The following is an 11,597-nucleotide window of genomic DNA, read 5'->3' as shown; positions in this document are numbered from 1 at the left end:
TCCATCGGCGCCGCCCTCCGGCTGCGGGGAAGACTTGTATTCGGGCTTGGTGGCGACGGGCATGGGCGGACTCCTTCGCCGCCAAGCTAGTCGATTTGGCCCCGGAGGGGAGCACCGGCGCGAATTAAAAGGCGCATCAAATCAAAGGCATGAGTGTGCAGTGCGGCATCGAGGGGCCCACCCTCCGCCGCACCGCACCCATCTCAGGCCGGGGCGCCGGCGCGGCTGGCGAAGGTCTCGGCGAGGGCGCGCAGGCGCACGATCTGGTCGGGCAGCTCGCGCCAGTAGCGGCGGTTCAACTCCAGGTTCACGATGGTGCCGGCCGGAAAGGCGCAGCGGCGGGCGACGAGGTCCCAGTCGATGCCGCCCCAGCCGAGGGGCAGATGCAGGTCGCCCTCGCCGAGGCCTGCCCGCTCGGCGTCGTCGATGGCCCAGCTTTCCTGAGGCCTGCCAAAGCTTTCGTGCACATGGACATGGCGGGCGTAGGGGGCCAAAGCGGCGATCTCGGCGGCGAAATCCACCCGGGCGTCGGTGGACCGCAGGAGGGCGTGGCTGACGTCCAGAGTGGCGCGGACGTGGGGATGATCGATGGCGTCCAGCTCCCCGGCGAGGCGCGAGGGCAGCGCCGTCTCGCGCATGGATTCGTAGCGGAAGATGTTTTCCACGCAGAGGGTTACACCCGCCGCGCCGGCCTTGTCGCCGGCCCGCAGGAGGGCGTTGCGCTGGCGCTCGTAGGCCACCGCCACATCATCCTCTCCCCGCACGCAACCGGTGTGGAGGACGAGGTGGGGGGCGCCTAGTGAGCCGGCTATGGAGATCATGGCGTCCAGAAGGGCCTCGTGGCGGGGGAGGCGCTCCTTGGGGGACATCAGGTTGATGGCCAGCGGGCCGTGGACCGTGTAGCCGAAGGGGCGGTCGCGGGTGGCGGCGACGAGGCGGTCGAGGCGGTCCTCCCGCACCCGTCCGTCCACCACCAGCGTCCAGGCGAAGGCGGGAAGCTCAACGAAATCAACGCCCAAGCCCTCGGCCTCATCGAGGGCGGCGGGGAGGTCGTCGAACTCCGGCGACGTGGTGCGGATGGAATAGCCGATGCCGCGGATGGCGGGGAAAGGCGTGCGCGCGTCCATGGATTTATCCCCCTCGCGATTTTTCGAGGGACACTAGCGCAGCCACATGAGGGGGCTGTGACGGCCGGCTGACACCCGGCTTGTCAGCGGCGATATCGGTGCCGTTCGGGAGGGGTTCAGGCGGGGTATCGGTGCCGTTCGGCGCCGTCAGTCCCGAACACCCACTCTGTTACCATCAAGCTCCCCCTCCCCGCGGGCAACGGCCCGCCCATCCTCCGAACCGAAGACTGTGGCGAGGAAGGCATCGAGCCAGCTCACCACCGCGCCGTCGTGCAGCGCCCATCCGGCGAGGTGGGCGTCCCCCGGCTGGGCCCCCTTCCGGGTGAAGCGGTGGGCGCCGCGCTCGATCCAGGTCACCATCATGTCCCGCGTCACCTCGGGATGGAATTGCACCCCGAAGGACGCCCCCGCCCGGAAGGCCTGGTTGGGGAAGACGGTGCCGGTGGCGAGCAGGTCCGCACCGGGGGGCACGTCGAAGCCCTCGGTGTGCCAGTGGTAGACATGGCCCGGCCACGGCATCAGGGCGGCGCCGGCCGCGGTGGCCTGGAGCGGGTAATAGCCCATCTCGCAGATGCCCTCGGCATGGGGTGCCACCTGCCCGCCCAGCGCCCGGGCGAGGATCTGCGCGCCGAGGCAGATGCCGAGGCTGGGGAGGTTCGCGGCCAGCGCCCGCTCCATCAGCCGGGTCTCGGCGCGGATGAAGTCGCTGTCGTCATTGGCGCTCATGGGGCCGCCGAAGACGAGGAGGCCCGCATGGTCCGCGAACGTCTCGGGCAGGGGATCGCCCAGCGCCGGGCGGCGGATGTCGAGCGTGAAGCCGCGCGCCTTCAAGCGCTCGCCCACACGGCCCGGGGTGGAGCGCTCCTGATGGAGCACCACCAGCAGGGTTCCCGCACCCGGTTCCGGAGGTTGGCCCACGGCGGCGCCCTCAGGCCGGCGTCTCGCCGCCTTCGCTCTCCTCGCGCACCTCGCGGCGGATGCGGATGCGGTCGCGGGAGCCGACGTTCAGAAGCTCGGCGGCGCGCCAGACGAGGTTGTCCTCGAATTCGGACAGGCCGCCGTCGGCATAGGCCACCTCGAACATCATCTCGACCACCCGCAGCCGCCCCTCGTCGTCCAGCGCGCGGTTCAGCACGCTGGTGAAGGCGTAGAGGTCGACCGCCTCGGCGTCCTTGGCGATGGCCAGCTCGACCAGCTGCTCGGTCTCGCTCTCGTCGAGGGCGAAGCGGCCGGCGAGGATGGTCTTGAGCACGGCCTGCTCTTCCGGGGTCACCGCCCCGTCGATGGACATGACATGGACCAGCAGCGCCGCAGCGGCGAGGCGATAATCGCTCTCGTCGAAGGCGGCGGCCTCGCGATGGCCTCCGGTGATGTCGGAGATGAAGTCGGAGAGGGTGCGGAACATGCCTCTGGGTCCTGGGGCTCGGGGCGGGGCTCGGGGCTCGGGCTCCTTTCGCCTGTGCCATGCCGATTGCGGCGGTGCAAGGGAGGAGACTGGGCCGACTGGCAGAACGCGTCTCACGACCCCCGAAACAGCTCCACGTGGGTCTCCCCCGTGCGGGCGAAATAGACGGCGCGGCGGCCGGGGAAGGAGACGATGTAGCCGGCGCAGCCGGCCGCCGCGGCCTTCTCGCAGAAGCCGCGATAGGTGTAGCCGGGGGCCTGCTGCTGGGCCTCGCGGATCGCCGCCGTGAGACGGCCGGCATCGAGGGTAGGGGCGATGGCGGTGGCCGCCTTGTGGGTGGGCAGTTCCAGGCTGTGGCCGCTCGGCAGGTAATAGGTGGCCGTGGCGCGCCGGAGGTCCACCGCGTAGCTCTCGAACCCGGCAGCGATGAGCGCCCCGACGATCTCGGGGAAGTTCGCGGTGTCGCTCTCGGCGGCGGCGAGGCAGGCCCGGGCCACTTCGGTCTGGTCTTCGGTCATCGGAGGTTTCCTCGGGTGGTCATTCCACGGGAACCGCGGTTATCCGGCCGTGCTCGGCCACCTGGCGCAGCAGGCGGTCCAGCGTCGCCCGCTCGGCCGCCGTCAGGCAGTCGAAGAAGGCGGCATCGTTGGCGTCGGCGAGGGCCGCCAGCTCCGGCACGAGATCGCAGCCGGCCGCGGTGAGGGCCAGCGTCTGGGCGCGGCCGTCGCTGGCGCTGGCGGTGCGCACCAGCAGGGCCTTGGCGATCAGCCGATCGGCGAGGCGGGTGATGGCCCCGCGGGTCATGCCCATCTCCTCGGCGATCCGGCTGGGGGGGAGCGGTTCGCGGCCATGGAGGGTCCGCATCAGGCTCCACTCGGCCACCGTCACGCCCCGCCCGGCGAGGCGCGCCGCGAAGGCGTGGGAAACGTGGTTGGACACGCGCCGCAGCCAGAAACCGAGGTGCCGGGTGAGATCGGGAACCGCAGCGGGGGAAGTCATGGGCGCCTCATTGATTGACTAGGAAACTAACTGAAGTTCTGTGTCCTAGTCAACTATCCCTGACCGGCGACGCGCAGAAGCATCGCACCCAAGGGAACCGCCCCGCGCGGATCGAGTTGATAGGCCAGCAGAGACAAGACTTAAGCTTCTGAACTTCAACTTGTCTGTGCGCGCTGGCCAGTCTATCCGGCGCACCTTTTTCAAGTAGAGGACGGCATGGCCTTGGGCGATTGCGCTCACGGCAAGTGCTTCTCTGCACCTTGAACCGGGCCATAGGGCTAGAACACGTTCCTACGAGGAGGATCACATGAAGATGATGCCGATCTACGCTGCGACCGCGGCTGTTCTTCTTTCCACCACCGCCATGGCGCAGACGGCGGCCCCCACCACGACCGCCCCGCAGGCGACCCCGGCCCCCACCGGCACCATGGGCGCCACCAGCGGCGCGGCTGCGGCCACCGGCGCGGCGCCCACTTTCGTCACCCGCCAGATGGCCGATCAGCACATGGCGTCCAACCTCATCGGCAGCGCCGTGCGCGGCCCGGCCGACGAGAATCTCGGCGACATCAACGACCTGCTCATTGACCGCTCGGGCAATGTGGCGGCGGTGGTGATCGGCGTGGGCGGCTTCCTCGGCATCGGCGAAAAGGATGTGGCCGTGCCGTTCCAGTCGGTCGAGGTGACCCGCGCCGACGGCAAGGACCGCCTGGTGCTGCGCAAGACCAAGGACGAGCTGAAGAACGCCCCGACCTTCACCGAGGCGGACAAGGCCCCGACCACCACCGGCACGGTGAACACCAACAACCGCCCGGCCACCACTCCGCCGGCCACGGCTCCGGCTGCCCGCTGATCCCACGCGGCGGCGGGGAGGCCCAGCCCATAGGGCCTCCCCGGTAGCCCTTGGAATTCAGCGTTCGCCGGCCCTGGCCCCCTGGCCCGGGCCGGCTTCGTCATGTCCGGCGACGGGGCCGGGACGAAATGAACAGGGCCAGCGGCGGTTGATCCCGCGGCAGTTGCGGGGGCAATGTGGCGGCCCGATCGCCACAGGGAGCAGGGATGAACCTGTCCAGTCGAGGCCCCGCCGGCCTCTTCCTGAGAATCATCGCGGAGCCGCGGCCCCTCTGGTGGCGCCTCGCCTTCGCCGGCACCGTCGTCGGGACGGCGCTGGCGCTCAGGCTGGGGCTTATCGCCTGGCTGTTTGAATTCCCGCCCTATCTGCTGCAATTGCCCGCGATCATCGTGGTGGCGCTGGTCTGCGGCGTGGAGTTGGGGCTGGCGGCCATCGCGGTGCTGGTGGCGGTCAACGCCGCGCTGGTGCCGGAAGGGCCCACCGGCGGGGTGGCCGTGCCCGCCCTCGCCTCCCTTCTCTCCTTCGCCATCAACGCCCTCGCCGTCTGGGGCATTGCGGGGCTGATCCGGACCATCCTGCGCCGGCTCGATTCCGCCCATGCCGCCCTGCTTTCGGCGGCGACCGAGCAGACCGCCGTGGTGGCGACGCTGGAGGCCTTGCTGGCGCATGCCCCCGTGGGCTTCGCCTTCTTCGACGCGCAGCAGCGCTTCATCCGCGTCAACGAGATGCTGGCGCGGATCGACGGCATCCCCGCCCGCGAGCACGCCGGCCGCTCCCTCACCGACATGCTGCCCCAGCTCGCACCCGCCGTGACGCCCGCGCTGGAGCGCGTACTCGCCACCGGCGAGGTGATCGCCGACGTGGAGCTGGAAGGCGCGACGCCCGCCGCCCCGGGCATCTGGCGGCATTTCCTCGTCAGCTATTTTCCGGTGCGCACGGGCCAGGTCATCAATCTCGTGGGCATGATCGTGGTGGAGATCACCGAGCGCAAACGCGCCGAGAAGGCGATTGCCGCCAGCGAGCAGCGCTATCGCCTGCTCGCCGAGGCGCTGCCGAAGATGGTGTGGACCTCCTCCCCGACCGGCACCGGCGACTATTACAACCGCCGATGGACCGACTACACCGGCGTCGAGCCCCCGCCCGGCGAGGTGGTGGAATGGCACGCCTTCCTTCATCCGGAGGAGAAGGGCGGCGTGATGGAGGCATGGAAGGGGAGCCTCGCCAGCGGCAATCCCTTCTCGCGCGAATGCCGGTTCCGCGCCAAGGATGGCAGCTATCGCTGGTTCCTCTGCCGCGCCGTGCCGGTGCGCGACGAGGACGGCCGCGTCGATCGCTGGTACGGCAGTTGCACCGACATCTCGGAGATCGTCGCCGCCCGCGAGGCGCTGTCGCGCACCAACGAGGACCTCGAACGCCTCGCCGCCGCCCGCACCGTTCAGCTCGCCGAGGCCAACACCCTGCTCAAGCAGGAGATGGAGGAGCGGCTGCGGGCCGAATCCCAGCTGCGGCAGGCGCAGAAGATGGAGGCGGTGGGCCAGCTCACCGGCGGCATCGCGCACGATTTCAACAATTTGCTCACCATCATCATCGGCAACATCGAGGCCGCCGAGCGCCGGGTGCCGGCCGACCCGAAGGACACCCGTACCCAGGAGATCAAGACCGAGGAGATCCGCCGCTTCCTCGACTACGGCCGGCAGGGGGCGCTCAGGGCCGCCATCCTCACCCAGCGCCTGCTCGCCTTCTCCCGCCGCCAGCCCCTCGATCCCCGCCCGACCGACGCCAACCGCCTCGTTACCGGCATGTCCCACATGCTGCGCAGCGCCTTGGGCGAGCGGGTGATGGTGGAAACCGTGCTGGCCGGCGGCCTGTGGCGCACGGAGATCGACCACAACCAGCTGGAGAACGCCATCCTCAACCTCGCGGTGAACGCCCGCGACGCCATGGTCGAGGGCGGCAAGCTCACCATCGAGACCGCCAACGCCTATCTGGACGAGGCCTATTGCGCCGAGCACGAGGATCTGGAGCCCGGGCAGTATGTGGCGATCTTCGTCAGCGACACCGGCATGGGCATGTCGGACGACGTGCGGGCGCGCGCCTTTGAGCCGTTCTTCACCACCAAGGGACCCAAGGACGGCACCGGGCTCGGCCTCAGCCAGGTCTACGGCTTCGTGAAGCAGTCCGGCGGCCACGTGATGATCTATTCCGAGCGGGGCGAGGGCACGACGGTGAAGGTCTACCTGCCGCGGCTGGAGGAGACGGCCGGCCTGCCCGAGCCCGCCCCCGCGCGCGCCGAGGGCGAGCCCCGCGCCGCGCCGGCCATGGTGCTGATGGTGGAGGACGACGACCAGCTCCGGGCCATGGGTGCGGCCACCCTGCGGGAGGCCGGCCATACGGTGATCGAGGCCGCCGATGCCTCCGCCGCCCTCGACGCCCTGTCACGCGGCAGCCGCCCCGACCTGCTCTTCACCGACGTGCGCCTCGGCGACGGGATGGACGGACGGGGCCTCGCAGACGAGGTGAAGCGGCGGACGCCGCGGACGCGGGTGCTGTTCACCACCGCCTATGCCCGCAACGCGGTGGTGCATCAGGGACGGCTCGATCCGGGCATGAAGCTCCTGACCAAGCCCTACAGCCAGTCGGAACTGGTGGCGAAAGTGAATGGAATGCTGGACGAACCCGCCCTCAGGGGGGCCGTCCTCCTGGTGGAGGACGAACCCTTCGTCGCCATGGTGGCGAGCCAGATCCTGGAAGACCAGGGCTTCAAGGTCACCATCGCCTCCCACGGCGAGGCGGCGCTGTCGCATGCCCGCACCGCCAAGGAGGACATCGGCCGCGACGCGCTGGTGCTGGCCATCGTGGACATCGGCCTGCCGGACATGCGCGGCGACGAGGTGGTGCGCCGGCTGGGTGAGATCGCGCCGGAACTGCCGGTCATCATCGCCACCGGCTATGCCACGCAGGATCTGTCCCAGTTGTTCGGCGGCCGCCCGGACGTGGGGGTCATCTCCAAGCCCTATGACGGGGCGACGCTGGTGGCGGCGCTGGAGCGCCTAGGCTTCCGGCCGAAGGACTAGCACCGCTCCCACGAACGAAAACGGCCGGCGGGAAGGTCCCGCCGGCCGTTTTTAAGATGGCACCCGAGGCGCCGCGCGATGGGCGCCGCTCAGCGGCGCAGCAGGATCTGGCCGAGGATGACGCCGACGCCCGCGGCGATGGCGCAGGCCTTGATGGGCTGCTCGCGAATGCTCTCGCGCAGGCTGACGACCTGGTCCTCGGCCCAGTCGCCCATCTCGCCGGCGGCGCTCTCGGCCTCGCCCTTGGCGCCCCTCACGGAGTGCTTGGCGGTCTTGCCGAGGGTTTCCAGCAGCTTGGTGAAATCGGCCCTGAGCTGGTCGAGGTCGGACTTCACGTCCTTGAGGTTGGCCTCGGCGGCGGAGCCCGAGGCGGAGGCGGCGGGGGCGGTCACGATCTGCGGCTTGTCGACCATGGTTGTCTCCGGCAGGGTTTGTCACGCGCGGTGGGAGCAGCCGCCGATCGGGGCTCGCTCCGGGTCCGCTCGGGAGTGTAACGACCGACACGGCAATTGCGTGCCCGGGAAAGTTCGTAGTCCGCGCGATTTCCGCGAAGAGGTGTTCAGGCGCTGCGCGCGGCTTCGGGCTCGGCGCGGGCCTCGTGGAAGAACAGGGCCTGCGCCACCGTCGCCTTCACCGTCTCGGTGAGGAACGGCTTGGTGATGAGATAGGTGGGCTCCGGCCGCTCGCCGGTCAGCAGGCGGTCGGGGAAGGCGGTGATGAAGATGACCGGCACGTTGAAGCTGCCGAGGATTTCCGTCACCGCCTCGATACCGGACGAGCCGTCGGCGAGCTGGATGTCGGCCAGCACGAGGCCGAAATTGCCGCCCTGCGCCAGCTCCACCGCCTTGGAATGGGTGGGGGCGACGCCGATCACCTCATGCCCCAGCTCGGTGACGAGGGTCTTCAGGTCGAGGGCGATCACCCATTCGTCCTCGATAATGAGAACGCGCGTGGCGAGCTGGCGGTCGATCTCGCGCTGGGCCGCCACCACCTGGGCCTCCACGTCGGAGAGGGTGGTGCCGAGAATGGTCGACGCCTCGGCGAAGGAGAAGCCCTCCATGGCGGTGAGCAACAGCGCCACGCGCGAGCCGGGGTCCATGGCCTGGAGCCGGGCATCGGCGCGCGAGGGCACCTGACCGCCGGAGGACTGGCGGTTCCACGTCTCGTGGAACGCCTTGTAGAGCGCGACGCGCGGCGAGACCGCCGGATCAACCGCGACCTTGCCGTCGAGAATCGCCTGGAGCGTGTTCTGAACCAGGAGGTCGCCGGCCGCCTGCGATCCCATCAGGGCGCGCGTGTAGCGGCGCAGGAACGGGAGCTGCTTGATGAGCGGATTGGAAGCCATGCGAGAATTCCCTGCCAATCTGGAACGGGCCGAAGGTCTTATGGCCTGTTTTGAGCCACGTGTGTGTCGGGCCGAGTTTAAGCCAACGCCCGGTAACGCTTGCGTGCGCGACAAGTTCCCCTTGCGTGGAACCGAGGCGGCGCAAAACGCATTATAGTCGGACCCGAGCCGAGCGGGAGCGGCACGGTGGACGCGCGTCCGAGGGCACCCCGCTCCGGACGGGAGCGGAACGGAACTTGGCCGAACCCCTGCGGGTCACGCTTTTTTCAGGCGAGCCCCATGGGAACGTTCCTCGCCTGGGGCGTTCATCCAGGGTCATGGGAGGGGCGTAACCCGCAGGATGGCGCTTCGGCGCGGTGCTGATGCGGTCGCGATCCCGGCAGCGGACCGGCGACGGGTGCCCACAGGCGCTCCTTGGAGTTGTGTAGCGGAGCGACGATGGATCTGGAACGGGCACAGGCCGCCAAATCCCGCGAGGAGGGGTCGCGCTCAAGCGACGCGCGCGGGGAGCAGTCCCGTTATGACGCCGGGCTCCGTCAGGGGGAGCGCGGCTCCCTGTTTGCCTCCGCAACCGCGCGGCCCCGCAGCCTGTTCGACAGCGTGCGCCGCCGGCTCATCCTCATGGTGCTACTGGCGCTCACGCCCATCGCGACACTCAATATCATCCAGGGCGTGATGCAGCTGTCCGCCGCCGAGGAGGACGCCCGGCAGAACCTGCTCCGCCACGCGCTGGCCGCCGCCGCCTCGCAGCAGAGCGTGGTGTCCTCGGCGGAAAACGTGCTCTACGCCCTGCAGAATGTGGACGAGGTGCGCAGCTCCGGACCCACCTGCCGGGCGACGCTGCGCGGGGCGACCGTTTCCCTGCCGTTCGTTGCCAATATCGGCGTGGTCGATGAGACGGGACGGATCACGTGCTCCGCCCTCCCGGTGACCGATACCGACATGAGCGATGACGCCTGGTGGCTGTGGGCGGTGCGGCAGCCCGGCTTCAGCCTGTCCGGGCGCGTGCGCAGCACCGCCACCAACAAGGACGTGCTGGTGGGCTTTCTCCCCCTGCGCGATGCGGCGGGCCGGCTCGAGGGCGGGATGGCGCTGGGCATCGAGACCGGCTGGCTGGACAATCTGCTGCGCCAGCAGGTGCCTCCGGCCGATGGCGTGGTGGCGGTGTTCTCGGCGTCGGGCGAAGAGCTCGTCTCCAATGCCCGCACCCTCAGCGGCGCGCTGTTCCAGGCCGCCCCCTTCGCCGCGCCGGACAACGCGCTCCGGGAAAGCACCGATCCGTCGGGACGGCGCTGGACCTACGCCACCACGCCGCTCGGACGGGAGGGCATGGTCGTCGCCTATGCCTCGCCCTCCGACCGCCTGTTCGGCTGGACGCTGGTGACGGTGGCGGCAAGCTTCGCCCTGCCGGCGCTGGTCATGGTCGCCTCGCTCATCGCCCTGTGGGTGGCGGTGGACCGCATCGTGCTGCGCTGGCTGCTCTATCTGCGGCGGGTCACGGCGGTCTACGCCCAGGGCCACTACGGCTTCCGCCCGACGCGGCTCGATGCCGCGCCGAGCGAATTCCGCATGCTCGGCCAGTCGGTGGAGAACATGGCCTTTGCCGTGCGGCAGCGCGACGCGCGCCTCCGCGAAAACCTCGCCGAGAAGACCGCGCTGGTGCGCGAAATCCACCACCGCATCAAGAACAGCCTTCAGGTGGTGGTCAGCCTGCTCTCGCTCTATGGCGGCGGCATCGGCAAGGGCGAGGACCGGCGGCGCTTCGACCAGCTGCGCACCCGCGTGAACACCCTCGCGCTCGTCCACCGCATCCTCTACGAGGCGAGCGACGGCTCGCAGGTGCGGCTGCGCGAGCTGCTCGGGGAACTCGCCTCGCTGATCGAGGGCTCCTCGGACAAGAATCTGCGCCTGATGGTGGAGGCGGAGGAGGCGCGGCTGCCCACCGACATGGCCGTGCCCCTCGCCCTCATGGTGGTGGAGCTGGTGCTCGGGCTGAACCTCAGGCCCGGCAGCACCTCCCTCGGCCTCCTCATCAGCGGGACCGTGGACGCCGACCGGCTGCGCCTCGTCCTCACCGGCGCGGCCGACGCGCCCGAGGAGCCCTCCGGCCTCGCCGGTGGCTTCGCCGCCCAGCTCGGCGGCACGCTGAGCCGCGACCGGTCCGGGGAGGCGCTGGTGATCGTCGGGGATTTCCCTTGTCCCTCAATCGCTTCCCCCGATACCACAGACGCCGGCAGCCCCACCGGCACCTGAAGCGCGACGAAAGCGCGATTTCCTCGGAACCACAGCCCTCCCCGCTTCGTTACTGCTTGGACCGTCCTGGCCACCCCACCGGCCGGAGGGCGGCTTATTGGCTTCAGTGCGGGCCGTTTCCGCTCCGGCACACAGCGCCGGACAGACCGGCCGGGTGCCGCGACGAGCGGCCGATCGCAGTCGGAGGAACAGGGCAGATGGACAAGGCGCGAACCAAGGGCACCTCCCAGCGCGGCTTTGCGGCGATGGACGCGGAAAAGCAGCGGGCCATCGCGCGCAAGGGAGGCGAGAGCGTCCCGGCCGAGAAGCGCAGCTTCTTCCAGAACCGCACGCTGGCCGCCGAGGCGGGCCGCAAGGGCGGGCAGAGCGTCGCCGACGACCAGCGCAGCTTTTCCCGCGACCGTACCCTCGCCTCGCAGGCGGGACAGAAGGGCGGGCAGAAGAGCGGCCAGACCACCGGCACGGGAACCGGCAACGGCGGCGCCTGATCGCGCCGTTCCTCGGGGCGTACCGGATTCCGCCGTCCGCAACGTCGTTGCGGACG

11 protein-coding genes are annotated in these 11,597 nt (G+C 70.0%); 4 read left to right on the top strand and 7 right to left on the bottom strand.

Annotated features, from left to right (window positions below):
- Nucleotides 1-203: 203 nt before the first annotated feature.
- The 5 genes from ACT54R_RS23720 to ACT54R_RS23700 form a co-directional block, all read right to left on the bottom strand.
- Complete coding sequence (locus ACT54R_RS23720; RefSeq protein WP_476331005.1) at nt 204-1,127, bottom strand: sugar phosphate isomerase/epimerase family protein; 924 nt, start codon at nt 1,125-1,127, stop codon at nt 204-206.
- 147 nt (nt 1,128-1,274) lie between these two features.
- Nucleotides 1,275-2,045: a glutamine amidotransferase gene (locus ACT54R_RS23715; RefSeq protein ID WP_476331002.1), complete on the bottom strand. Its 771-nt coding sequence runs from the start codon at nt 2,043-2,045 to the stop codon at nt 1,275-1,277.
- Between the two features lie 10 nt (nt 2,046-2,055).
- The gene (locus ACT54R_RS23710) at nt 2,056-2,532 is read right to left on the bottom strand and encodes a tellurite resistance TerB family protein (protein WP_168457109.1); all 477 of its coding nucleotides are present in this window, start codon (nt 2,530-2,532) and stop codon (nt 2,056-2,058) included.
- A 113-nt stretch (nt 2,533-2,645) separates the two neighbouring features.
- Nucleotides 2,646-3,050, bottom strand: coding sequence for a DUF1398 domain-containing protein (locus ACT54R_RS23705; RefSeq protein WP_476330998.1), 405 nt, complete (start codon nt 3,048-3,050; stop codon nt 2,646-2,648).
- A 19-nt stretch (nt 3,051-3,069) separates the two neighbouring features.
- Entirely contained in the window at nt 3,070-3,531 is a 462-nt protein-coding gene (locus ACT54R_RS23700; RefSeq protein ID WP_476330991.1) for a MarR family winged helix-turn-helix transcriptional regulator, read from the bottom strand.
- 307 nt (nt 3,532-3,838) lie between these two features.
- Here ACT54R_RS23700 and ACT54R_RS23695 point away from each other — a divergent pair, with 307 nt between their 5' ends.
- A complete protein-coding gene (locus ACT54R_RS23695) occupies nt 3,839-4,381 on the top strand; it encodes a PRC-barrel domain-containing protein (RefSeq protein ID WP_476330988.1) in 543 nt (180 codons plus the stop codon).
- Nucleotides 4,382-4,587: 206 nt separating this feature from the next.
- Nucleotides 4,588-7,455, top strand: coding sequence for a response regulator (locus tag ACT54R_RS23690; protein ID WP_476330985.1), 2,868 nt, complete (start codon nt 4,588-4,590; stop codon nt 7,453-7,455).
- A gap of 89 nt (nt 7,456-7,544) precedes the next feature.
- Here the strand turns inward: ACT54R_RS23690 and ACT54R_RS23685 are convergent, their stop codons facing one another.
- Nucleotides 7,545-7,868, bottom strand: coding sequence for a DUF883 domain-containing protein (locus tag ACT54R_RS23685; RefSeq protein ID WP_168457104.1), 324 nt, complete (start codon nt 7,866-7,868; stop codon nt 7,545-7,547).
- Between the two features lie 146 nt (nt 7,869-8,014).
- A complete protein-coding gene (locus ACT54R_RS23680; protein ID WP_168457103.1) occupies nt 8,015-8,800 on the bottom strand; it encodes a response regulator in 786 nt (261 codons plus the stop codon).
- A 438-nt stretch (nt 8,801-9,238) separates the two neighbouring features.
- Here ACT54R_RS23680 and ACT54R_RS23675 point away from each other — a divergent pair, with 438 nt between their 5' ends.
- Both ACT54R_RS23675 and ACT54R_RS23670 read left to right on the top strand, forming a co-directional pair.
- The gene (locus ACT54R_RS23675; protein ID WP_476330981.1) at nt 9,239-11,053 is read left to right on the top strand and encodes a sensor histidine kinase; all 1,815 of its coding nucleotides are present in this window, start codon (nt 9,239-9,241) and stop codon (nt 11,051-11,053) included.
- A 197-nt stretch (nt 11,054-11,250) separates the two neighbouring features.
- Nucleotides 11,251-11,541: a KGG domain-containing protein gene (locus tag ACT54R_RS23670; protein ID WP_168457101.1), complete on the top strand. Its 291-nt coding sequence runs from the start codon at nt 11,251-11,253 to the stop codon at nt 11,539-11,541.
- Nucleotides 11,542-11,597 lie beyond the last annotated feature (56 nt).

The sequence above is a fragment of the Xanthobacter sp. DMC47 genome (assembly GCF_056313845.1).
The sequence above is the reverse complement of the archived record's forward strand: the minus strand, read 5'-3'. Positions and strand labels throughout refer to the sequence as shown.